The organism is Streptomyces sp. NPDC052052, assembly GCF_040680455.1.
In the GTDB taxonomy this organism is placed as follows: Bacteria; Actinomycetota; Actinomycetes; order Streptomycetales; family Streptomycetaceae; genus Streptomyces.
In genome coordinates this window covers 1-23,533 of the sequence record NZ_JBFAWU010000006.1, presented here as the reverse complement: position 1 = coordinate 23,533, position 23,533 = coordinate 1, and the positions used below count along the sequence as shown (strand labels likewise).

At 70.5% G+C, this 23,533-nt stretch carries 20 protein-coding genes; 9 read left to right on the top strand and 11 right to left on the bottom strand.

The features are described from left to right. Positions 1-46 precede the first annotated feature (46 nt). From AB0L71_RS08880 to AB0L71_RS08870, 3 genes are all read right to left on the bottom strand, one after another. Entirely contained in the window at positions 47-1,546 is a 1,500-nt protein-coding gene (locus AB0L71_RS08880; protein ID WP_365239851.1) for an MmgE/PrpD family protein, read from the bottom strand. Further along, complete coding sequence (locus AB0L71_RS08875; RefSeq protein WP_365239849.1) at positions 1,543-2,385, bottom strand: cyclase family protein; 843 nt, start codon at positions 2,383-2,385, stop codon at positions 1,543-1,545. Before AB0L71_RS08875 ends, AB0L71_RS08880 begins: the two co-directional genes overlap by 4 nt. A gap of 104 nt (positions 2,386-2,489) precedes the next feature. Next, complete coding sequence (locus AB0L71_RS08870) at positions 2,490-3,689, bottom strand: CoA transferase (protein ID WP_365239847.1); 1,200 nt, start codon at positions 3,687-3,689, stop codon at positions 2,490-2,492. 165 nt (positions 3,690-3,854) lie between these two features. Between AB0L71_RS08870 and AB0L71_RS08865 the strand changes: the two genes are divergently transcribed. Then, positions 3,855-5,309: a dihydroorotase family protein gene (locus AB0L71_RS08865; protein WP_365239845.1), complete on the top strand. Its 1,455-nt coding sequence runs from the start codon at positions 3,855-3,857 to the stop codon at positions 5,307-5,309. Between the two features lie 202 nt (positions 5,310-5,511). On the opposite strand, the gene AB0L71_RS08860 is transcribed toward AB0L71_RS08865, so the two are convergent. Both AB0L71_RS08860 and AB0L71_RS08855 read right to left on the bottom strand, forming a co-directional pair. Further along, complete coding sequence (locus tag AB0L71_RS08860; RefSeq protein ID WP_365239843.1) at positions 5,512-6,342, bottom strand: DUF4437 domain-containing protein; 831 nt, start codon at positions 6,340-6,342, stop codon at positions 5,512-5,514. A 33-nt stretch (positions 6,343-6,375) separates the two neighbouring features. Continuing rightward, entirely contained in the window at positions 6,376-7,989 is a 1,614-nt protein-coding gene (locus tag AB0L71_RS08855; RefSeq protein ID WP_365239840.1) for an AMP-binding protein, read from the bottom strand. 268 nt (positions 7,990-8,257) lie between these two features. Between AB0L71_RS08855 and AB0L71_RS08850 the strand changes: the two genes are divergently transcribed. Next, complete coding sequence (locus tag AB0L71_RS08850) at positions 8,258-8,734, top strand: nuclear transport factor 2 family protein (protein WP_365239838.1); 477 nt, start codon at positions 8,258-8,260, stop codon at positions 8,732-8,734. A 185-nt stretch (positions 8,735-8,919) separates the two neighbouring features. Here AB0L71_RS08850 and AB0L71_RS08845 read toward each other — a convergent pair whose 3' ends face one another. Both AB0L71_RS08845 and AB0L71_RS08840 read right to left on the bottom strand, forming a co-directional pair. Further along, positions 8,920-9,612, bottom strand: coding sequence for an aspartate/glutamate racemase family protein (locus AB0L71_RS08845; RefSeq protein ID WP_365239837.1), 693 nt, complete (start codon positions 9,610-9,612; stop codon positions 8,920-8,922). Between the two features lie 48 nt (positions 9,613-9,660). Further along, positions 9,661-10,236, bottom strand: coding sequence for a hypothetical protein (locus AB0L71_RS08840; RefSeq protein WP_365239834.1), 576 nt, complete (start codon positions 10,234-10,236; stop codon positions 9,661-9,663). A gap of 154 nt (positions 10,237-10,390) precedes the next feature. Between AB0L71_RS08840 and AB0L71_RS08835 the strand changes: the two genes are divergently transcribed. Together AB0L71_RS08835 and AB0L71_RS08830 are read left to right on the top strand one after the other, a co-directional pair. Further along, positions 10,391-11,626 (top strand): IS701 family transposase, encoded by a 1,236-nt coding sequence (locus AB0L71_RS08835; RefSeq protein WP_365240365.1) that lies wholly within the window; start codon positions 10,391-10,393, stop codon positions 11,624-11,626. 222 nt (positions 11,627-11,848) lie between these two features. Next, positions 11,849-13,132 carry an alpha/beta hydrolase-fold protein gene (locus AB0L71_RS08830; RefSeq protein ID WP_365239832.1) on the top strand — a complete coding sequence of 428 codons (1,284 nt, stop codon included), beginning with the start codon at positions 11,849-11,851 and terminating at the stop codon, positions 13,130-13,132. A 188-nt stretch (positions 13,133-13,320) separates the two neighbouring features. Here the strand turns inward: AB0L71_RS08830 and AB0L71_RS08825 are convergent, their stop codons facing one another. The 3 genes from AB0L71_RS08825 to AB0L71_RS08815 form a co-directional block, all read right to left on the bottom strand. Then, complete coding sequence (locus AB0L71_RS08825; protein WP_365239830.1) at positions 13,321-14,004, bottom strand: NAD(P)-binding domain-containing protein; 684 nt, start codon at positions 14,002-14,004, stop codon at positions 13,321-13,323. Between the two features lie 64 nt (positions 14,005-14,068). Further along, positions 14,069-14,962 carry an NADP-dependent oxidoreductase gene (locus AB0L71_RS08820; RefSeq protein ID WP_365239828.1) on the bottom strand — a complete coding sequence of 298 codons (894 nt, stop codon included), beginning with the start codon at positions 14,960-14,962 and terminating at the stop codon, positions 14,069-14,071. Between the two features lie 252 nt (positions 14,963-15,214). Beyond that, positions 15,215-15,733 (bottom strand): helix-turn-helix domain-containing protein, encoded by a 519-nt coding sequence (locus tag AB0L71_RS08815; protein WP_365239825.1) that lies wholly within the window; start codon positions 15,731-15,733, stop codon positions 15,215-15,217. Positions 15,734-16,008: 275 nt separating this feature from the next. Here AB0L71_RS08815 and AB0L71_RS08810 point away from each other — a divergent pair, with 275 nt between their 5' ends. After that, entirely contained in the window at positions 16,009-16,497 is a 489-nt protein-coding gene (locus AB0L71_RS08810) for a hypothetical protein (protein ID WP_365239823.1), read from the top strand. A gap of 517 nt (positions 16,498-17,014) precedes the next feature. On the opposite strand, the gene AB0L71_RS08805 is transcribed toward AB0L71_RS08810, so the two are convergent. Then, a complete protein-coding gene (locus AB0L71_RS08805; protein ID WP_365240363.1) occupies positions 17,015-17,584 on the bottom strand; it encodes a GNAT family N-acetyltransferase in 570 nt (189 codons plus the stop codon). Between the two features lie 672 nt (positions 17,585-18,256). Between AB0L71_RS08805 and AB0L71_RS08800 the strand changes: the two genes are divergently transcribed. The 4 genes from AB0L71_RS08800 to AB0L71_RS08785 all read left to right on the top strand — a co-directional run bounded on the left by AB0L71_RS08800 (position 18,257) and on the right by AB0L71_RS08785 (position 23,441). Beyond that, positions 18,257-19,300 (top strand): LacI family DNA-binding transcriptional regulator, encoded by a 1,044-nt coding sequence (locus tag AB0L71_RS08800; RefSeq protein WP_365239820.1) that lies wholly within the window; start codon positions 18,257-18,259, stop codon positions 19,298-19,300. A gap of 13 nt (positions 19,301-19,313) precedes the next feature. Further along, the gene (locus AB0L71_RS08795) at positions 19,314-20,705 is read left to right on the top strand and encodes an FAD-dependent oxidoreductase (protein ID WP_365239818.1); all 1,392 of its coding nucleotides are present in this window, start codon (positions 19,314-19,316) and stop codon (positions 20,703-20,705) included. 17 nt (positions 20,706-20,722) lie between these two features. Continuing rightward, on the top strand, positions 20,723-22,081 hold the full coding sequence (locus tag AB0L71_RS08790; protein ID WP_365239816.1) for an MFS transporter: 1,359 nt from the start codon (positions 20,723-20,725) through the stop codon (positions 22,079-22,081). A gap of 325 nt (positions 22,082-22,406) precedes the next feature. Then, positions 22,407-23,441 carry an alcohol dehydrogenase catalytic domain-containing protein gene (locus AB0L71_RS08785; protein WP_365239813.1) on the top strand — a complete coding sequence of 345 codons (1,035 nt, stop codon included), beginning with the start codon at positions 22,407-22,409 and terminating at the stop codon, positions 23,439-23,441. Positions 23,442-23,533 lie beyond the last annotated feature (92 nt).

Below are 23,533 nucleotides of genomic sequence, written 5' to 3'. Positions count from 1 at the left end.
AGCACGTCAACGGGGTGAGCCGAGCGCCCTGATCGGCGGCCCCGGATCAGTCCCCCGACGGGACCGGCTCGTCCGCCCGGCACGCTTCGAGGAGCCGGCCGGCGCAGCCCTTGCCCGCGCCCGGCAGGGCCCGGACGGCGGCCGCCAGTTGGTCCGCGCGGTCGGTGCCGAGGACCGGGGCCGCACCCAGCCGGTACTTGGTCTCCAGTTCCGCCAGGGTGAGGGGGGCGGCCGGGCCGCCGCGCGAACCCGGTACGCGGTGCTCCCAGCGGGTCCCGTCGTGGGCGGTGACCCGCAGCACGGCGCTGAAGGCGTGCGGGAACTCGTCGTCGCAGACCATGTCCTGGACAACCTCGACCCGTTCGGCGAGCGCCCGGCGTCGCGGGTCCTCGAAGGCGCGCGGGGTGAAGTCGGCCAGATGCAGGCCGAGTCCGGGGCCCTCACCGGCGAGCAGGGCGGCGGCGACGGTGTAGGGGCCGGAGAACTTGGCGTGGTACGGGGTGCGCGGGCGGGTCTTCTCCTCGCGCGGCTCGCCGATGGTGCGGCGCGGGGCGCCCGCGACGCCCAGTTCGGCGGTGGCGACGGCATCCGGGTCGAGGCCCTGGGCCCGCAGGGCAAGGGCGCAGTCGATGCCGGGGTGGGTGAAGTGGTTGGAGGGATAGGGCTTGTAGACGGAGCGCGGGTACTGCCAGTGGGTGGCGTCCTGCATCGCGTCCAGGCCCTCGGTGAGGGGTCCGGTGTGCCACTGGTCGCCGAGGAAGGCGGTGAGGAAGCCGAAGCGCCCCTCGATGACGGTGGGCGGGCCGGTGACGCCCTCGGCGGCGAGCTGGGCGGCCGTGACGCCACAGTGGGCGGCCCAGCCGCAGTGCACGCGTTTGACGCTGCCGCCGGTCCGGTTGGCCTCGATCACGCCGGCCCCCATGGAGCAGGCGATGCCGATGGCGTCGGCGATGCCCTCGGCGGGCAGGCCGAGCAGGACGGCGGCGGCGACGGCGGCGCCGACGGTGCCGCAGATCGAGGTGGCGTGCAGCCCCCGTTCGAAGAACACCGAGTTGCGCAGGGCCGGTTCGTAGGAGGCCATGCCGAGCCGTACGCAGACCTCGCCGCCGGCCGCGAGGGCGGCAATCAGGGCGGCGCCGTCGGCTCCCTCGGCCTCGGCGACGGCGAGGGCGGCCGGCAGCACGGCGGCCGTGGGGTGCAGGACGGACGGCAGATGCGTGTCGTCGAAGTCGAGGGCGTGCGCGAGGGTGCCGTTGACCAGCGCGGCCCGGTCGGCCGGCAGCCGGTCGCCGGTGCCGATGACACCCGACTCGGGGTGTCCGCCGGCCCGGCGCGCGGCGCGCAGGGCGGCCCGGTGGGGTGCCGCGTCGTCGTTCTCGCCGGTGTCCGGGCCGAGGGCGGCGAGGCAGTTGCCGAGGAAGTCGAGAATCCGGCCGGTGGCGTCGGCGCTGACCGCCTCGGGCACGCCGTCCCGGCAACGGGCGGCGAACACGGCCAGTCGGGCGGCCAGTCCGGGGGACGCGGTGGGTGTGGTGGTGGGGTTCACTCGGCGGGGTCCTCGGGGAGCAGGGCGAGCGGGCGGGCCGGGGCGCCGGTCGCGCCGACGAACGGCAACGGGGCGAGGACGAGGAGGAACTCGGCGGCCCCGGTGGCGGCGAGCGCGTCCAGCCGCATGGTCTCCACGATGTGGATCCCCGCCTCCACGAGCAGCGTGCGGTGTACCGGAAGGGTGGCGTGGCCCCGGCCGGGCGCGATGTGTTCGAAGGCGATGGTCTCGCCGCCGACGAGGGCGGGCCGCCGGGCGGCCAGCCACTTCCCGGCCGCGGCGCCGGGCCCGGGGGCGCCGCCGGTCTGGCCGGTGAAGACCGCCGCGTCCGGCCAGTGCTGCGACCAGCCGGTGCCGATCAGAACGGCCTCGCCGGCGGCGACGGTGACACCGGCGGCGCGTTCGGCGGCGTCCAGGTCGTCCGGGGTGATCTCGTACCCGGCGGGCAGTACGGGCACGCCGTGCAGGCGGGCGATGTCCAGCAGGACGCACCGGCCGACGTATGGGGTGAACTCGTCGATGCCGAGGCGGGCGAAACCTTCGTGGCTCTGGTGTTCGGCCGCGGCGAGCCCGCCGTACAGCAGCCCGTCGTGGGAGACATGGGCCAGCGCGTCGACGTGGGTGCCGACGTGTCCGCCGGTGATGACGATCTCGTTGGCCGCGGAGCCGCCGTCCTCGCGCACCATGTCGCCGTGCCGGCGCTCCAGCAGGAGGCGGAACGGCGGGTGGTTGGGCGACTGGGGCATGCCCCGTCGCATGGGCTGGGCGAGGTCGACGACGCGAGCTCCGGCGAGGGCCCGCCAGAGCGATGTGGGCAGGACGCCGGGGGCGCCGGTCATGGGGATCCCTTCGTCGGGCGTCTCGGGGAGGCCGGCCGGGCTCGGCGGGCCGTACGGTGCCGCGTGCGCGGGCGGGCCCACGCGGCTCGGGTGTGCGGGCCCGGTCATACGGTGCCCTCGTCGGCGAGCGCCTTCAGCTCGTCGGCCGTGAGGCCGAGCCTGCCGCCGTACACGGCCTCGTTGTCGGCGCCGTGCGGGCGCCCCGTCCAGCGGATCGAGCCGGGGGTGGCGGAGAGCCGGTAGAGGACGTTCTGCATGCGCAGAGGCCCGAGTTCGGGGTCCTGGACGGTGGTGATGGAGTCCAGCGCCTGGTACTGCGGGTCGGCGAACACGTCACGGATGTCGTAGACGGGGCAGATGGCCGCGTCGGCCTCGGTGAAGGCGGTCATGACGGTGTCGAGCTCGCGGGCCGCGATCCAGCGCCCGACGTGGCCGTCGAGGAGGTCGGCGTGGGCGGCGCGGCCGGACCCGGTGGCGAACCACGGCTCCTCGACGACCTCGGGATGTCCGACCAGGCGCAGCACCCGTTCGGCGACGGACTGCGCGGAGGTGGACACCGCCACCCAGCGGTCGTCGCGGGTGCGGTAGGTGTTGCGCGGCGCGTTGTTGGCGGAACGGTTGCCGGTGCGGGTCGGTACGGTGCCGAGCTGGTCGTAGGCGGTGGCCTGGGGGCCGAGCAGGGTCAGCAGCGGTTCGACGATGGCGAGGTCGACGACCTGCCCCTGGCCGCCGTTGAGGGACCGGTGCAGCAGCGCCGTCTGGACGGCGGAGGCGGCGACCAGGGCGGCGACGCCGTCGGCCAGCCCGAACGGGGGCAGGGTGGGCGGTCCGTCGGGTTCCCCGGTCACGGCAGCGAAGCCGCTCATCGATTCGGCGAGGGTGCCGAAGCCGGGCCGACGGGCGTACGGTCCGAACTGGCCGAAGCCGGTGACCCGGGCGATCACCAGGCCGGGGTTGGCCTCGTGCAGCCGTTCGGGGGCGAGGCCCCAGCGTTCCAGGGTGCCGGGGCGGAAGTTCTCGATGAGGACGTCCGCGCGCTCGGCCAGGCGCAGCAGCAGCGCGGCGCCGGCGGACCGGGAGAGGTTCAGTGTGACGGTGTGTTTGTTGCGGCCGAGCATCTTCCACCACAGGCCGGTGCCGTCGCGGGCGGGGCCGTGGGTGCGGGCGGGGTCGGGGCGTTGGGGGTGCTCGACCTTGATGACGTCGGCACCGTAGTCGCCCAGGACGGTGGCGGCCAACGGACCGGCGAACAAGGTGGCGCAGTCGAGCACGGTCAGTCCGGCGAGCGGGCCGGGAGAGGACACGGACCCGGCTCCGGCCGGGATGCGGGACGGCACAGCGGCTCACACCTTTTCAGTCAAGCCTGTTTCTCCTTGCGGAACAGCGTTACCAAAAGTTAGCATGCGGCACGCTCGCACAGAAGAGAAACAACGCTTCCCCCGAGGGGGATCCGGGACCGGAAGGCGGTAGTGGGCTTGGCACGCTACGACCTGCTCGTGAAGAACGGCACGCTGGTCCAGCCATGGACCGGTGAAATCCGCGCCGACCTGGCGGTCCGGGACGGGGTGGTGGCCGCGATCGGCGACGACCTTCCCGCATCGGACGCCGAGGAGGTGCTCGACGCGAGGGGCCGGGTGGTACTCCCGGGGGCCGTGGACGCCCACTTCCACCTCGGCATCTACCGGCCACTGGGCGTCGACGCCGCCGAGGAGACACGCTCCTCGCTGGTCGGCGGTGTCACCAGCGTGCTGTCGTACTTCCGCACCGGGGAGCACTACCTCAACCGCACCGGACCCTATGCGGAGATCCTGCCCGAGGTCCTCAAGGCGGTGGAGGGCCGGGCCCACACCGACTACGGCTTCCACCTCGCCCCCATGGACAGCGCGCAGATCGGGGAGATCCCGGCACTGGTCGCAGACTCCGGGGTCAGCTCGTTCAAGTACTACATGTTCTACAAGGGGTTCAACCTCTCCGCCGACTCCCGCGACGCGCGCGGATTCCGGATGACCGGCGAGGGCGAGGAGTACGACCTCGGTCACCTCTACCAGTTGATGGAGGCGGTCGCGGCGGCGGACGCCGCCCGCCCGGACGGCCGGGTGTCGCTCTCGCTCCACTGTGAACAGGCCGAACTCATGCGCCTGTTCATCGAACGCGTCCGCGCGGCGGGCGATCCGCAGACGCTGCGCGCGTACAGCGAGGCGCGTCCGCCGCTGACCGAACGGGTCGCCATCGGCGAGGCGGCCACCCTCGCTCATGCCACCGGCTGCCCGGTGAACCTGCTGCATCTGTCCAGCGCCGAGGCCCTGGACGCGGCACGCGCGGCACGGGCCGCTTCCCCGGGGGCGGATCTGCGCACCGAGGTGACGCTCCATCACCTCTGCCTGGACCACGAGAGCCTGGACGCGGCCGGCGCGGGGCTCGGCGGCAAGGTGAACCCGCCGATCCGTACGGCGGCGGACAACGAGGCACTGTGGGCCGGGGTGCTGGACGGCACGGTCGACTGGGTGGCCTCCGACCACGCCTGCTGCATGGAGGAGAGCAAGGGCGACGCACTGTGGCCCGCACTGCCCGGCTTCGGCGGGACCGCCCTGCTCTACCCGCTGCTGCTCTCGGAGGGTTACCACCGACGGGGGCTGCCGCTGCGCCGGATAGCCGAACTGGTCTCGGCCACACCGGCGGCGGCCTACGGCCTGACCGGCCGCAAGGGCTCGCTGATGGTGGGGCACGACGCGGACCTGGTCGTCGTGGACCTCGACGCGGAGCACACCGTCACCCCGGACCTGCTGCTGTCGGGTCAGGACCACTGCCCGTTCGCCGGCCACTCGGTCCGCGGCTGGCCGAGCGCCACCGTGCTGCGCGGCCGGATCGCCTACCGCGACGGCGAGGTCACCGGGCCGCCTCAAGGCCGGTACCTCACCCGCTGACCCTGCCGGGGACGCGGAACGACGCCCCTGCCCGGACCGGCCAGTACGCCGGCCCGGGCAGGGGCGTCCCGTTCTTCCGGTTGTCGTATGCACCCACGCACCGACGGACACCCACACACAAGCGCTCGGCCAGGAAACCCCGGCCGAGCGCTCGCACACACCGTTCACCACCCGAACCGACTGTGGTCACAACCGGCTGTGGTCACATCCCGTCGCGGGTCCACTCGCCCCGGGAACGGGAGCGCAACGGCATGGTGGAGGGCTGCGGCGCCTGGTGGGGCTCGTAGTTCTCCGCCTCACCGCCCCAGTTGATCCACTCCTCGGTGGTGTACCAGTTGATGAGCTCACCGTCCGAGCGGATGATCCACGTGGTGTCCTCCTCGGCGACGAAATGCCCGTGCTTCACGAAGGGCGGGCGAAAGCAGTAGGTGCCCGGGTCGATGTCACCGAAGTTGTAGGTCATACGCCCACTGAGGGTGTAGAACTCCTCGTAGCAGGGGTGATGGGCGAGCCGGTGGTCGGTCCAGCCCTTCGGAGCGAGGATCAGCCGGGTGTAGAAGCCGGTCTTCTCGTCACGATGCAGCAGCTTGATGTACAGCGGTGTGATCGGCCCCACGGTGGGGGCGGCGGTCCATTCCAACGCGTCCGAGTCGTGCACGGTGACCTCGCCCTCGGCATCGGCGGCACGCTCACCGCCGAGGACGAAGTCGGCGGGACCGTACTCGCGCCAGTGCAGCACCCGGCTTCCTGCGGCGATGGACACGGCGTCCATCGGCACCCCGGTGGGCACCTGGACATAACCACCCGGCCCCAACTGCGTGTCACCGTAGGTCAGCCGTCCCGACACCACGAAGAACTCGGTGTCCGCGGAGGGCACACCCGCTCCGCGCGACCAGTCGGTGTCGAACTCCAGGGAGAGCGCGCTGGATCCGTCCTCCTCGTCGGTGCTGAGCCGACGCTCGCGCACCTCGCCCGTGCCGCCCGGCAGTTCGGCCGGGTGCCAGACGTAGTCGTCCTCATGAATGAGTTCCACATGCGGGCGCACCGCGCCACCGCCTTTCGTTCGTCATGCTGTAGTGGGATCCTGATCGCCCCCGAAAGGGCCTGCCGCGTCCCGGAGTTCACGCTTGAGCACCTTGCCCGCGGAGTTGCGCGGAAGGGCGGCCACGGCCTCGAGCCGTCGCGGCAGCTTGTACCCCGCCAACCGGGGGCGCAGGAAGTCGGCGAGGTCGTCCACGGGAGCCGGGGTCGCGCCGGGTGCCCACACCACGAAGGCGGTGACCCGCTCCCCCCACACCGGGTCGGCCGTGCCCGCCACCGCGCATTCGGCCACGGCCGGGTGGGCGAGGAGCGCCTCCTCCACCTCACGCGGGTAGACGTTGAGCCCGCCGGAGACGATCATGTCCTTCTTGCGGTCGACGATGGCCACGTATCCCTCGTCGTCCATGGTGGCGACATCGCCCACCGACACGGCACCGTCCGGGGCCCTGCACGCGGCGGAGGCCTCGGGGTCGTCCAGGTAACCCGCCATCAGGAAGGGTGAGTTGCTGAACAGCTCACCGGGCTCACCGGGCGGCACGGGGCGGCCGTCGTCGTCGACCACACGGACCTCGGTCAGGTACCAGGCGCGGCCGACCGAGCCGGCCTTGCGACGGGCGTCCACCGGCCGCAGGTCGGTGACCACGCCGCCCTCGGTGGATCCGTACAGCTCGTGCACCCCGCAGCGCGGAAACGCGTCCAGCACCCATTCCTTCAGCGGGACCGGCAGGGCGGCGGCGTTGAAGTACAGCGTGTCGAGCGCGTCGAGGCGGTACCGGGAGGGTGCGTCCTCGCCCAGCGCGCGAAGGGTCTGTGCATGCGTCGGCACCAGGAACACGGACTGGACCCGGTGCTCCTCGGCCAGGCCGAGCATGTGGGCCGGGTCCCAGCGGGGCAGCATCACCACGGTGCCGCCGGTCAGGACCGGCGCGTAGCCGAACATGAACCCCGCCCCGTGGCTCATCGGAGCCACCGCCAGGCTGGTCCGGCCGGCCCCCAGCCCCCACTCATGCGCCGAGAGCAGCGCGGTCAGGGCCCGGCCGCGGTGGGTGAGCAGCGCCCCCTTGGGGCGACCGGTCGTGCCGGAGGTGTACTGGATGCAGAAGACGTCGTCACCACCGACCGGCACCAGCGGGTCACGGTCACGCGCACCGGCGAGCGCCTCCTCGTACGCGCGCCCCGGACCCGGCCGGCCCACGGTGAGTACGACGGCGATCCGGTCGGCACTCGCCGAGACCGCGGCAAGCGCCTCCTCTGCCCGTTCGTCCTGGACGATCAGGGCCCGCGCGCCGCTGTGCCCGACGATCCAGGCGATCTCCGGTCCGGTCTGCCGGATGCCCAGCGGCACCATCGGCAGCCCGGCCTTGGCCAGGGCGGCGGCCACCTCGGGGTACTCCAGGCAGTTTCCCAGCAGGACCGCGACCGGGTCACCGGGCACCAGCCCGGCACCGAGCAGCGCCTGGGCGAGCCGGTTCGACCGCTCATGGACCGCGGCAAAGGTCAGGGTGCGGTCGGCATCGACGACTGCGGTCCGGCCGGCGGCGTCGAGGGCGCGCTCGCGCACGCCGGTAGCCATGGTGGCAGTGACACCGCCGGCCAGGATACGCCGGACCGGGTCGGGCAAGGATGATGCATCGGGCATGACGACGTCCTCCGCGGACCCGGCGGGCGTTCAGGGATGTACCCCTCTTGTGTACTGGCCAAGTTCCACCTACGTCAACACAGTTTCCATCAGCGGAACGAAACGACGCGGCGTGAACCCTACCGACTTCTCGGGCCGGGCACTGACGGGTTCGCGTGTTCAACCGTCGCCGATTCCCCGGTCCTCAAATGCCATCCTTGACGGACCGTCTCCGCGGGGCACGGAAAAGCGCTGTCCCGCATCGAGGGGAGGCTGGTAGAAACTGAAGGTGATCGATGAAGCGCTCGACCCCATGGACCGCTTGCTCGCGGAGCGAGCCTGCGAACGTCTGATCGTCGACTTCGTCCACCGCCTCGATCTGGGAGAACCTGGTTCGGTAGCCGACCTGTTCACCGCCGACGGCGTCTGGGAGTGGCCCCAAGGGGGCCGCCGCATCGAGGGCCGGGAAGCGCTCCGCGTGTACTTCGCCTCTCGGCCGGCGGACCGGTTGTCGCGTCGCATGATGACGAACATCCTGGTGACGGTGGACTCCGCAACGACGGCGACGGCGACGTCATATCTGGCGACCTACCGCGTCGACGGTTACGCCGGCCGGATGCTCCCGCCGCGGCTCCCCGCGAACGTCGGCCACTACGAGGACACGTTTCAGATGGTCGACGGCGACTGGTTCCTCGGCACCCGAACCGTGTTCCTGCCCTTTGGCGGCGATACGGAGCGTCTGCCCTCCTCGCCTCGTGACGTATGAGAACGGACTACCGCGGGGCCGGAGTCCCATTCTTGATGATCACGCGTGATCGCCGGGGGCGTATCGGCTCCGGGTTCCTCCGGCATCGGACGCGAGGCGAGACGTAGCAGGACCGGCCCATCCCCCGACGCGGCCTGTCGGCCCCTCCTCGGGGGACGCACGGGGACCGTCCCGGGCGGAAGGGACTACGGGGCCAGGGCCGCGTGGACGGCCGCCTCCGCGTGCAGCCGCGTCGTCGGGAAGACGGGCACGGGGCTGTCCTCGGCCTTGATGAGAAGCTCGATTTCCGTACAGCCCAGGATGATGCCCTCGGCGCCCGCCTCGACGAGGTTCCCGATCACGCGCTGATACTCCTTGCGCGATTCGCCCCTCACCCTACCGAGACACAACTCGTCGTAAATTACCCGATGCACAAGAGCCCGGTCCTCGGCATTCGGGACGCACACTTCCAGGCCGCCCGTTTCCAGGCGCGCACGGTAGAAATCCTGCTCCATGGTGAACGCCGTCCCGAGCAAGCCGACCTTGCGCAGCCCCGCAGCCCGTACCGCATCCGCTGTGGCGTCGGCCAGGTGCAGCAACGGGACCGCCACGGCCGCCGCCACCTGGCCGGCGACCTTGTGCATCGTGTTGGTGCAGATCAGCACCATGTCAGCACCGGCGTTCTCCACGGAGCGAGCGGCGGCGGCAAGGATCTCCCCCGCCTCCTCCCAGCGCCCCTGGACCTGCAATTCCTCAATCTCCGCGAAATCCACCGAGTACAGCACGCACCGCGCGGAATGAAAACCGCCGAGCCTGTCGCGCGTGAACTCGTTGAGGAGCCGGTAATACTCGGCCGTCGACTCCCAACTCATGCCGCCAATCAGGCCGATACGTTTCATTTCTCCCTCTCGCCGCACGCAGATGCGCAGATGGCAGATGCGCAGATGCTAGTACTCCAGCCGTAGATCGTGATCTGTGGTCTGTACCGATGGGGATGACCAGTTTGTTGCCGCGATGGCATCGCGTGCGATGTCGGTGACGGAGCGGCCGTCGGTGGGTACTCGTGCGACCCATGGAGGCGCGGCGGCTTCCAGGTGTTGGGCCATGGCAGTGCTCCGGGTGACGTGGGCGTCGAGTTGGCTTCCGATCTCCCGGGTGCCCAGGCGCTGCCGGGCGGTTGCGTCGTCGGCGGTCAGGAGGACCGCGGTGATGCGGGGTGTGCCGCCCATGGCGCGGGCGATCAGGTCGGGTTCCAGAACGGAGACGGTGTTGGTGTAGATCAGCCTGCGGTATCCCAGAGCGGCGTAGTTGCGCCAGATGGCGGCGAGGTTCGCCTCGGTCATTTTCGTGCGGGCGGGGTCGTCGGCCGGGGCGGGGAATGCCTGGTCCAGGTTGTCGCCCTCGATCAGGCAGTGGGCGATGCGTAGGGCTTGCAGCTGCGCGGAGATCTCCCAGCCGACCGTGGTCTTGCCGACTCCGGCGCGGCCCCCGATGAGCAGTGCTTCGTATGCTGCGGCCTGCACAGGTGGTCTCCTCGCGTTCGCAGGGGCCGATGGCGTCTGAGGCGACAGGGGTGCAGCCACCGTTGATCATCGGTGTGTGAAGACAAACGATCACACGGTGGCCGCGGGTCACAGCGTAGACCCTGCCCGCTGGCAGGAGGCGTTCGACGGCCTGATGGGCCGGATCGCAGGTCGGTTCGCGCGGGTCGAACCACGCCGCCGCGTACGGAAGTTGGTACTCGGACTGCTGTCGGACCTACCGCGCAAGAACTGCTGGACGATCGCCGAGTGGGCCGGGGAGACCACTCCGGACGGCATGCAGCACCTGTTCGGGCGGGCCAAGTGGGACGCCGACGCCGTCCGTGACGACGTGCGCGGCTACGTGGCGGACCATGTGCACGACGACCAGGCGGTGCTGGTCGTTGACGAGACCGGGGACGTGAAGAAGAGCAACGGCACGGTCGGCGTCCAGCGCCAGTACACCGGCACCGCCGGGCGGATCGAAAATGCCCAGGTCGCTGTTTATCTGGTCTACGCCGGTCGGCGTGGGCACGCCGCGGTGGACCGGGAACTATACGTTCCGCGTTCCTGGACCTCCGACCCTGCCCGCTGCCTTGCCGCCGGACTCGGCAAGGAGGCGTCATTCGCCACCAAGCCAGAGCTGGCCGCCCGCATGGTCGCCCGTTTCCTGGACGCCGGCCACCAGGCCGCCTGGGTCGCGGGCGACGAGGTATACGGCGGCAACCCCACGCTGAGAGCCGTGCTGGAGGAACGCGGCACCGGCTACGTACTCGCGGTGGCCTGCTCGCACGAAGTCACCACCGGCGCAGGGAGGTACCGCGCCGATGCCCTGGCCACGAAGGTACCCAAGCGGGCCTGGCAGAAGCTCTCCGCAGGGACCGGGGCGAAGGGCCACCGCTTCTACGACTGGGCCGTCATCGACCTCGCCGACCCCACCCCCGGCAGCCGTCAGCTACTGATCCGCCGCAATCGCACCACCGGTGAACTCGCCTACTGTCGTTGCTATTCGCCCCGCCCCATGCCACTGGCCGAGCTGGTGCGCGTCGCTGGATCAAGGTGGCGGGTGGAGGAGTTCTTCCAGGCCGGGAAGGGCCTGGCCGCACTGGACGAGCACCAGGTCCGCCGCTACTTGTCCTGGTCCCGGTGGGTCACTCTGGCCATGCTCGCGCACGCCTTCCTCGTCGCCGTCCGAGCAGATGAACACGCCCGCAAGCCCACACCAGACGGCCTCATACCGCTCACTTGCAACGAGATCCAGCATCTGTTCGTCGTCCTCGTCGTCCGGCCCGTGCACGATACGGCCCACCGGCCCGGCTGGTCCGCCTGGCGACGCCGCCATCAGGCCCGATCACAGACCAGCCACTACCGGCGGCAAGCCGTTCAGGCATGAAGATCACGATCTACGGCTGGAGTACCAGCCGGGAACGGCGGGCAATCGGAGCCCGGGACCGGGCGTCGCCGCAGGACGTCTCCGGCGCGCGTACCGTCGGCCTTCTTTACGTCGCACACCGTTGCGTCTACCGTCGCGCGGGGTGCGGGACATGACAACAGCCCCGTGCACGGCAACGGCCGTCCGCCGGAGGCCGAGCGCTCCGACCCAAGGGGTACACAGATGAGATCGCGCACCATCAGGGGCCGGTGGGCCGCCACGCTTGCCGGAGTCGGAGGCCTGCTGTCCGGTCTGCTGCTGGCCACCCCGCCCGCGGCCGCGGCCGCAGCGTGTGCGGACCTCCCGGCGGCGCACGCGCACGGCATCACCTGCAAGGCCGTCACGGACGCGGTGCAGTCGGACGGTTCGATCCTGCGGGACATCACGATGACGACCCCGGCGATCTTCCAGCCGTCGGGCGGCACTCCGCAGATCAGTCCCGTGAATCCTGAGATCACCGTCCGGGTGTATCTGCCGCCGGGCTACGACCCGGACCGGACCACCGGCTACCGCTCGCTGTATCTGCTCAACGGCGGCTCCGACAACTACGACTCGTACACCACCAAGGGAGACATCGTCTCTCTGCTGAGAGGCACCGCGCAGGATCCCCAGCCGTACGACGGCATCGTCGTCATGCCCACGGGCGGGATGAGCGGCTGGTACACGGACTGGGCGGGGCGCACGGACGGCTACTTCGCGCCGCAGTGGGAGACGTACCACATCGAGCAGCTACTGCCGTGGATCGACAGCAACTTCAACACCTCGGCCGTCCGCGCCTCGCGCGGCATCGCCGGGATCTCCATGGGCGGCTTTGGCGCGCTGCGGTACGCGGCACGCCACTCGGACCTGTTCTCCGTGGCGGGTGCTCTGTCCCCGGGGATCGAGCTGCGAGCCAACCTCGCGCAGAAGCAGATCAGCGACTCGATGTGGCAGGCGGGCGCGGCCATCACGCTGCTCGACTGGACCAACGGTAAGTTCCGGGTGAACAAGTACGTCGACGGCGTGCTCGTCACGAACGAGACCGAGCAGAAGCTCTACCGGCTCGACGCGCTGTTCGGCCAGCACACGACGACGTACGACTCCGTCGGCAACCCGGTGTACAACTGGCCCTCCTCCAACCCCGGCCAGTTCGCGGAGGACGGCGGGTACGCCCCCTACCACCAGAAACTGGCGCTCTACGCGGGCGGCTGCGCGGCGCTGCCGACCACATCGGACGGCAGCCCGCAGTACGCCACAGGCAGCAACCCCGCGCCGGCGTCGTGCGCGTACTCCACGGCGAACACCGACGAGCCCGGCCTCGGCGCGTACGCCTCGCGGCTGGACGCGACGCTGACCTCCCAGGGCGTCCAGCACCGCTACTGCTACGGCACCGCCGGCCATGACTGGGCGGCGTGGAAGAAGGATCTCGTAGACTTCCTGCACTACGCCTACGGCACGGCACAACCCACCTGCAACCACGGGACCTGAACCGGCCGGTGGGATCGTGAACACGGCGGCCACCACGCCCCGTTGACGGGCGACACCTACCAACCTCTGGCGCACATGAGGCGCCAGGGGCCGGGCGGGTACACGGAAGCCGGCCGCCTCCTCCCGGAAGGCGGCCGGCCGCGGCACACGGAGGTGGTCGCCCGGAACCGTCCGAGCTCTTCGCGCCGTCAGATGTCCGTGGCCTCCGGCCCGAACGCGGCTTCGGCTTCGGCCTCGGTGATCAGCCGTCCGCGCCTGCCCCGCAACACGTTGACCTCGCCGCCGATTTCCAGGCGCACGGCGTTGCGTACCGCGTCCCCGAGGAACCAGGGCCGCCACCCGACCGCGCGCACCATTTCGGCACCCGCCTTCTTGCCTCGCGCGTCGCTCGCGCCGTAGGCGAGGACCGCAGGATCAGCGAGGTCGGCTCCCTCGGCCAGCGCGTCGGGCCCGATGGAGCTGAACACCTTGACGTGCGAGGTGCCTTCGGGGAGGAGTCCGGCGACGAAGGCACCCGACGACTGGTGCGGCGACAGGGCGCGGATGATTCCGTGGGGGGTGACATCGAGCGGGTTGGAGACGTCGACCACGACTCGACCGGCCAGTTCGTCGCCGATTTCCTGGATCACCTGGCGCTGGGCCTCTCCCCACAGGGTGGCGAGGACGACAATGTCGGAGGCGGCCGCGGCCCGGTGCAGGTCGTTCTCGACGGCGACCCGGGAGGGGTCCTGGGCAACCGCGCGAACCTGGGCCGCGGCGGCCTCGGCCTTCGCGGGCTTGTAGTGGTACAGCGTCACACCGACTCCGTGCCGCGCCAGCAGAGCGGCGATCATGGTGCCGTGGACTCCGGGGCCGACGAGGGTGACGTTCATGGGGTTTCTCCAGTGCGTGTGGGGGAATGACGGGCGGTGGCCAGATGGTGCGGGCCGTTCCGTGTCAGGCGGAGGCGCGGAGCAGGAGCTTGCCCCGGGTGTGGCCCTGGTCGAGGACCCGATGGGCGGCGGCCGCGTCCTTCAGGTCGAAGACCTGCTGGACGGTCACGGTGAGGCTCTTGTCCGCGACCGCGGCGGCCAGTTCGTCCAGCCGCCGCGCGCTGCGTCGCACCTGGAGCAGCGGGATGCCGAAGGGCTGCGCGGTGCGGGGGACGATGCTGGCGACACGGTTGCGCGGGGCGACCTCCAGGGAGACCCGGGCGGCCTCCGCGGACCCGCTCATCTCGATCGCGGCATCGATGCCCCCGGGGGCGAGAGCCGCTATCCGGTCGGCCAGACCGGCCCCGTACACGACCGGTGTGGCACCGAGCGCGGCCAGGTACTCCTGGTTGCGTTCGCCGGCGGTGCCGATGACCTGGATGCCGCGGCGGCGTGCGAGCTGCACCAGCATCGTGCCGACTCCACCGCTCGCCCCGTTGGCCAACAGCGTCTCGCCGGTACGCAGTTCGAGTGCGTCGAGGATCGTCAGCGCGGTCTGTCCGGCGCCGGACAACCCGCCGGCCTCCTCCCAGCTGACGCCCGCGGGCTTGCGGGCCAGGTTGGCGGGGTCGGCCACCACCTGTTCGGCGTAGGAACCGAGAGTGCCGAACCCGATCACCTCATCCCCCGGGGCGAAGTCGCTCACCCGGCTTCCGACCCGCAGGACGACGCCCGCGAACTCGGTGCCGAGCCGCAGTGGGGGCTGCCCACCGAACTCGCCTCGCCGCATCATGCCGTCCACCGGGTTGAGCCCGATCGTGCGGACCTCGACCAGGACGCCCCCGTCCGGGACGGAAGGTTCCGGCGCCTGGACTGCTTCCAGGACCTCGGGACCGCCGAAACGAGGCGCGATGATCATGAGCATGACTATTCCCTTTCTTCGGTGACAACGATGAATGGGCAGCCGGCCGAGCGGCCCGGCCCAGGGGTGCCGAACAGCGGCCGATGCCAGAACGGGCTTCAGGGTCGGCGCCCGGACAGTTCAGGACGGTGACGCGGACACGGGCCGAGAGGCGTCCCATGCGACCGGCCCCGCCCCGGACCGGTCGGGCGGCATCTGCACGGCCGGACTCGAGTCGCGAGCGGGCGCCGCACCGGCCTGCAGGCCAGGTCAGTGCGCGGAACGGCCCCTCTGACCGGACTGCCCCGCCTGACCGGCTTCGGTGGCCTCGAAGCAGGCGCGGGCCTGCGCCACGTCGGGCGCCAGCCGCATGATCGTGTAGAGGAGGTCGGACAGCGATGCACACACCTGCCGCCCGACGTCCGTCAGTTCGTACTCGACGTGCGAGGGGATGGTGCGCAGAACCGTTCGGGTCGCCAGGCCGTCACGGACGAATCCGCGCAGAGTCTGCGACAGCATGCGGTCACTGATCGCGGGCACGCTGCGCTTGATCTGGCTGTACCGCTTGTTCCCGCTGTTGAGACTCGTCAGCGTGAGCATCGCCCAGGTGCTGCCGATGGTGTCCAGGGCGCCCCGGACCGACGACTCCGCCTCGATCAGGTCCCCGATGGTGACGGTCGCAGCCCCCTTCCGGGCTCGGATGCGCTCCACCGCCGCAGCGGACCTGGCCGCCGACTCCTCGTCCTCACTCGCGCTGGTGCCGGGTGAACCGTCGTCGTTGTTTCTCATATGTCCTGTATACCACGCACTTGCATTTTGAGAGTACCCACGTAATGCTGGTAGCAGGTCAGGGTGAACCGCACGACCGTTCCCACCCGTGAGATACGCGTGCCGCCTTCACCCCGCCCATAGCGAAGGCGCACCGGTCCACTGCCGCCCACGCCGCCCCGTGCGTTCCGCGGACCTCCCGGGCCGGGAGTACGGCCCTCGAGACCCGCCAGGTCGGGCGGAACCCGCCGGCCGCGTCTTCGGCACCGGAGAAAGCACGAAGGATGGAGCCCCCCATGTCCCGCACGCCGCACAAGGAAACCTCCGAGATCGCCCGCACCCTGTTCCGCGACCACCTGGTCAGCGGCCCTTACGAGCGCCTCTTCCTCACCCCCGGCGAGGAAGTCGAGTACGTCCACAACTACCTGACGCTGCTCGACGGAATCCTGGAGTACAAGTTCAACATCGCCGAGTACCACAACCTCGGCGTCATAGGCCTGCAGTCGGTGCTCGGCAACGTGTCGGCCGTCGTCATCGAGCCGGAGAACCTGAAGAAGCTGCCGACGTTCATCCAGGACACCCGCACGATGTACGTGGTGGACTCCATCGACGCGGTGTACGAGCAGGTCGAGAAGCTCGGGGTGCCGATCCTCCAGCCCCGCACCCCCAACATCATGGGCGCGCAGGGCCGCCTCCAGTTCTCCTCGAACTACATCATCGAGATCGTCGAGGCGACCAACGAGGACCTCTTCCACCCGAACCCGAAGGAACTCGGCTACCTCTGAGCCGCGGCGATCGAGCGTTCGTCGCACCAACACGACGTGGCTAACGGGTAGTTGACCTCGCGGCCACCACATGCGCGTACCTGCGCCGCTCCCGCCTGAGGTGACGTGTGCGCGCTGCCCGCACGCCTCGGCCGCGGGCGGTGGCGCAGGCGGCCGAGGGTGCCGATCCGGCACCTCTCAGCGCGGGCTGCGGTCCCGGAGCGCCAACCCACGACACCGGCTGACGTGAGGCACCTCCTCACGAAGCCGGTGTCGTCGGCGATCAGCACACCGTCGTCCGCGCCGAGGTGCCCGACGACGTACCCCTGCAGGCCATCGCGGACCTCGTCGCCTCCCGGCGGCCCCGGGAGCGGATGCATCAGCATCTGATCGGAGACGAACGCCCGGAAGGTCTTCTTCACCGCCCCGTCGGTGCGATCTCCGGCTTCACCACCGCCGCCGGATCCACCCCGAACAGGCCATCCCCACCAGACAGACTCCCCCTAGGGAAGATCACGAACAGGAGGCAGCGTCGGGCTCAATCGCCTGATCGACTGCCAAGATCCGCGGACAGCGCCGCGTAGATGTACTCGCTGCCCCAGCGATCCCCGTCGAGGTCGTTCTCGACCAGGTGCGCCTCCCGGCGCATCCCGAGGCGCTCACAGACCCGCACAGACCCGGTGTTCTCCACATCCAGCCGTGCGTAGAGCCGGTGCACGCCCAGCGTGTCGAAGGCAAACCCGGCCAGCGCCGCGGCCGCCTCGGTCGCGTAGCCGTGTCCCTCGTGACCCGGGTCGAGAGTCCAGCCGATCTCGGCCTGGGCGGCGCGGGCATCGGCCAGGGTGAGGCTCACCTCTCCAAGGACGCCGGGCTCATCGCGTCGGCAGACAGCGAGCGCCAGCTTGTCCCCGTCGGCGCGCCAGGCCGTCTGCGCCGCACGCTCCGCGGCAACCTGCTCGCTGCGCTCACGCGTGTGCGCCGGCCGGTACAAGTAGCGCGCCACGCTCGGCAGGCTCTGGTAGGCGTACAGGTCGTCGGCGTCGCCGGGAGTGAACAGACGCAGCGACAACCGGGACGTGGTCAACGGCAGCAGCGAGGCGATGTCCATGCGGACCTCCGGGACGCGGATGTGGATCAAGTTGCGGACGGATTGTCGCATCACGACTGCCCGGAAGCCACGACTTTTCAAGAGCGGCGGTCGGCAGCCGCGCTTCACCACGAGGCGCGGCATTCCAGGAGTTGTTTCCTGACCCACGCCCCTGGCTGCCGACCGTTCCGCGACCCACAGGGCCAAGGAGCCCAGGGGCCTTGGTCCCGCATCCACCTCCAGGGTTCCCTGGAGGTGAAAAGGCCCCCGATCCACAAGAGGAGATCGCCAAGTCCCCCTTCCGGCAGTTTCGTTGGGGCGTCGCCCATGCGGGCGGACTGCCCACAACCTCGCCACTGCAAGAAGCCGGGCCACACGTTCCTGAGACGGCCCGCCCGAGGCCGTCCCCCGTTCCAGCCCGCTGGGTCCTCCACGCCCACGAGCCGTCGACCGGCGCTGTCGGCAGAAGTCCGGCCGAAGCACCAGACCGTGCGCCGCGATGGCAGCTCCGGCCTCCACCGGCACCCCCCGCTCGGCGACGCACTGGCAGCCGGCGGGTCACGGAACGTCCCCGGCAGCTTTCACCTCGGCGCAAAGAAAGCGTTGACGACGGGGGGTCCGCTCCTTAAGGTAAACGCTGACCTCAACGATTACCCCCAGATGAAGGGACCGTTAATGCGAGCTTCCGGACGTGTGACGCTCAAGACGATCGCCGATTCGCTGGGAGTCTCCGCGAAGACCGTGTCGCGGGCCTTGGCAGGCAAGGACTCGGTCAGCGAGGAGCTGAGAGCGCGCATTCGCGCGGAGGCCGACCGGCTCGGCTACGTGCCGAACTCGATGGCCAGGTCGCTGGTCTCGGGCGCCGCGATGACCTTCGGCATGGTCATCACCCATCCGGCGAACCCGTTCTACGCGCTCCTGATCAGCGCCGTCGAGGAACGCTGCCGCGCGAACGGCTACTCGCTGCTGCTCATGGTGACCGAGGAGGACCCGGAGACGGAGCGGCACGCGGCGGAGGAGCTCCTGCGCTGGGGGGTGGACGGGGCCGTGGTCATCCCCGTCCAGGAGGGCGCGGACCACTGGCAGCGGCTGCAGGACTCCGGGGTGCCGATCGTGCTGGTCAACCGTCGGCTGGACGGCTTCGAATGCGACTTCGTAGGAGTCGACCACGAACGTGGGGCCTACGAAGCCGCCTCCTACCTCCTGGACGCCGGCGCCACCAACCTCTACGCGCTGGAGGAGGACGTTCCGTTCTCCTCGGCGGCCGACCGGCGCGCCGGCTTCCACCGCGCACTCGCCGAACGCGGTCTCCCCGTGCAGGACGACACCGTCACCTTGGTGCCGCCGTCGACAGCGCCCCTGCGGGAGCTGCCGTGGGAGCCGGACGCCGCCTACCGGTGCGCCCAGCAGCTGGTGAGCCGGCTCGAACCGGGCTCGGCAGTACTGACCGGCAGTGACTACTTCGCGCTCGGCCTGTACCGCGCACTGGCCGAGAAGGGCATCGAGGTACCCGCACATGTCGCGGTGATCGGGCACGGTGACCTGCCGTTCGCCGCCTACCTCCAGCCCGCGCTGGCCAGCGTCCGCCCGCCGGCCGCCGAGATCGGCGCACGGGCCGCGGACCTGCTCTTCGAGCGCATCCAGGGCTCGACCGCCCCGGCCGCAACCATCTTTCTCCCGCCGGAACTGAGGATCCGTACCTCGGCCGGCGGCAACGACCGACATGCAGAGAACTGAGAGGTAAACGGATATGCCGACTGTGGGAGACCCACAGCAGATGGTGCACGAACAGGCCCGGGAGATCCCGGTCGTGGCCGATGTCGACGTCCTGGTCGTCGGGGGCGGACCGGCGGGGGTGTGCGCCGCCGTTGCCGCGGCGCGGGCGGGCGCGAGCACGTTCCTCGTGGAACGGCACGGCGCTCTCGGCGGGATGTGGACTACCGGAATGGTCCTCACGCTCGCCGGCTACAACTCCTGGCTGCGGCCCTACCAGCGGTGCGTGGAAGGAGTCCCCGCGGAGTGGCTCGCCCGCGCCGCCGAGCAGGGTGGCGCCGTCGACGGTGACGGCTGGGTGCTGAACTCCGACCCGGAGGTCATGAAGCGCGTCGCCGACGACATGGTCGAAGCCGAAGGCATCGGCATGCTGCTGCACACCTGGGGCGCTCGCCCGATCGTCGAGAACGGAGCCGTGCGCGGCATATTCGTCGAGAACGTCGACGGCCGGCGCGCCATCCTCGCCAAGGTCACCATCGACTGCACGGGCAACGGCGACGTCATGGCCGGTGCCGGAGCCGACTGGGTGAAGGGCGACACGCTTCAGCCGATGACCATGCCGTTCCGGGTGGGCAACGTGACCCCCGATCCGGACCGTGAGCACGCCACACCGGTGCGGATCCCCATCGGCCCGGAGGCGACGCTCCTGAAGGAGCCCCTGCTGGGGCAGGTCGCCTCCACCCGCAAGGACATCGACCTCGACGTCGACGCCATGCGGGCGGCCCGGGCCCGCGGCGAGCTGCCGACGTTCGGCGGCCCCTGGTTCGGCGGCATGGAGAAGGACATCGCCTGGATCAACACCACGCGGGTGGTCGGCGACGCGTCCGTCGCGGACGATCTCACCCGTGCGGAGATCCAGGGCCGCAGGGACTCCGTCGCGCTGCTCGACTACCTGCGCGAGCACAGCCCGGCGTTCACCAACGGCCGCCTGCTGCACACGAGTACACAGATCGGCGTTCGTGAGACCAGGCGCCTGGTCGGGGCGTACACACTCACCGGCGACGACATCCGTTCCGGCGCACGGTTCGACGACGGCATCGCGATCGGCTGCTGGCCGATCGACGTGCACCCGGCCGGTGAGGTGGGAGTACACGCCATGTACGTGCCGCTCCCGTACGAGATTCCGTACCGCACCCTGCTGCCGCAGGAGACCGACGGCCTGCTCGTGGCCGGCCGGTGCATCTCGGTGGATCGCGAGGCGCTCGGATCGGCACGTGTGGGAGCCACGTGTGCGGCGACGGGCCAGGCCGCGGGGGTTGCCGCCGCGCTCGCCGCGACCGGCGGGAAGCAGCCGCGACAGCTCGACAGCAAGGACGTTCAAAGCACCATCCAGGCGCAGGGCGGCCGCGTGTCGCCACCGGCACCATGACATCTCAGGGGAACACCGTGCACAGTGAAGCAGAGACGGAAAGCCAGAAGATAACCCCGGAAACCCGGAAGGTTCTCGTCGCCGCGGGCATCGGCCACTTCATCGAGTGGTACGACGTCGGGGCCTACGGGCTGCTGGCCACCTTTCTCGCCGCGAACTTCTTCGTCGACGGCAATCCGACGGCCGCGCTGCTGTCCACCTTCGCCGTCTCTGCCATCGGGTTCGTCCTGCGGCCGCTCGGCGGTCTCGTCTTCGGACCGCTCGGAGACCGCATCGGCCGGCAACGGACCCTGGCCATCGTCGTCCTGCTCACCTCGGGCTCGACGTTCGCGATGGGCGTGCTGCCCACCTACGACAGCGTGGGCGTGCTCGCCCCTGTCCTGCTCGTGATCGCCAGGATGGTGCAGGGCTTCGGCGCCGGTGGCGAGACGTCCAACGCGGTGGCTCTGCTGTTCGAGCATTCTCCGCGCACCCGGCGTGGGTTCATGACGAGTTGGATGGACGGGATCGGGTTCATCGCGTCCGTCGCCGGTTCCGGACTCACCCTCGCGTTGATCACCGTGCTCGGCGACGACACGATGAAGGACTGGGGCTGGCGCATCCCCTTCATCATCGCGCTCCCGCTCGGTCTGGTCGGCCTCTACATCCGCGTGAAGCTGGAGGACTCCCCCGCCTTCCGCGAGTTGGAGGCCGCCGGAGAGGTGTCGGACTCTCCGACGAAGGAAGCGTTCCGCACGGGTGCCAAGCCCATGCTGGTGCTGTGCGGCGTCCTGGTCTTCAAGGCGATCGGGCACTGGGCGCTGGTGGCCTTCCTGCCGAGCTACCTCAGTGGTGACCTCGGCTTCAGCACGACGGGGGCCTTCACCGTCACGACCGTCGCCATGGCCATCACCGCGGCTGCCGTGCCGTTGATGGGCGCCCTCTCCGACCGCGTGGGCCGCAAGCCGATGCTCATCGCGGGGAGTGCCGGCTGTGTCGTGTTGATCTGGCCGGCGTTCTTCCTGATGTCGATCGGCACCGTCGCGTCCGCGATCGCCGGCATGCTGCTGCTCGGTCTCCTGATCGCGGCCTTCGACGGCGCGCTGAGTGCGGCGATGGCCGAGCAGTTCCCCGCTCGGATCAGGAGCGGCGCGATGGCCATCCCGTACAACCTGGCTGTCTCCGTGTTCGGAGGTACGGTCCCCTACGTCGCCACCTGGCTGATCGCCTCCACCGGCTACCGGCTCGCTCCCTCCTTCTACGTGATGCTCCTCGCTGCCATCACTCTGGTCGTGACGATCACGTCGGTCCGCGAGACCGCCGCGCGGCGGATCGAGGCCGCACAGCAGATCCCGGCCGCAACGGAACAGGAAGCCCGGCCGGCACGGCAGTTGTAGTTCTCGATCGGAAGGGCATCGTCGCCGCTGAGGTTTCGGCAACGGCGATGTCGTTCCCACCACGGTGGAGGCCTCTGCGGCCTGGTACCGAGGCCTCGGGAGATGACCGGGGCCGGGGCGTCGATCAGCACAAGGCCGGGACAGCCCCACCGACCCTCGGTCCGCACGGCCGGCCATCGGTACGCCCTCCGTATTCAACGGCGCCCCTCCTTCCCTGCCTCCCCTCCCCTCGCCTCCCCGCCGGGCCGCTTGCGCCCGGATTCCAGGCCGCCCCCTCCACCGCACACCACCACACACCACCCGGACCGAACGGAGTCCCCTCCCCATGTCTCAGCGAAACCGCCGCGTGCTCGTCCGGGCCATCGACGACATCAGCATCGAAGAGGTGCCCGTACCCCGGCCCGGAGACAACGAACTCCTGATCCGCAGTACGGTCATCGGGGTATGCGGATCCGACACCCACGCCGCCCTCGGCCGACACCCCTTCATCGACCTGCCCTACCGGCCGGGACACGAGGTGGTCGGCGTGGTTGTCGCCGCCGGCGAAGGAGCCGAGGACTTCGCCCCGGGCACACGCGTGATCATCGAACCCAACCTGTACTGCGGCCAGTGCGCCCAGTGCCGCTCCGGCCGCTACAACATCTGCCGTGAGCTGAAGGTGTTCGGTTGCCAGACCCCCGGCGGCATGGCCGACTTCTTCACCATCCCGGTCGACCGCGTCCACCGGGTGCCCGAAGCGATGTCGGACCTCCAGGCCGCCCTGGTCGAACCGCTGGCCACCCCCGTCCACGCCGTCGCCAAGACCGGTGACCTCACCGGCCGCACCGTAGCCGTCCTCGGCGCCGGGCCCATCGGGCTGCTCGTCGTGGCCGCGGCCCGGCACGCCGGTGCTGCCCGGATCGTGGCCACCGACCTGCTGGAGACCAAACGAGAGCGGGCCGTGCGCCTCGGCGCCGACAGCGCACTCCCGGCCGACGCGGCCGACCTGGTCGCGCAGGCCCATGCCGTCCTCGACGGTCCGGCCGATGTGGTCTTCGACTGCGTCGCCCGCGAACAGTCCATGGCCCAGGCCATCGACCTCGTGGCCAAGGGCGGCCGGGTCATCGTCGTCGGCGTCGGAGCCCCCGGCCCCACGCCGATCCGCCTGGACCTCGTCCAGGACCGCGAAATCCGCATCGAGGGCACCCTCATGTACACCTCCGACGACTACCGGACCGCCCTTGATCTGATCGCCTCCGGCTCCATCGGCACCGACGCGATCATCACCGCCACCTACCCGCTGGAAGACGCGGCACAGGCCTTCGCCGCCTCGCTGCAGCCGGAACACGTCAAGGTATTGATCACCGTGACCGCCCCATGACAGACGCCGGATCCGGACCTGGGAGCGCGGGCTCAGGGCGTCAATCTGAAGACAGCCAACTCCCAGATGGACGCGGGCAAGGAACTGTCCAA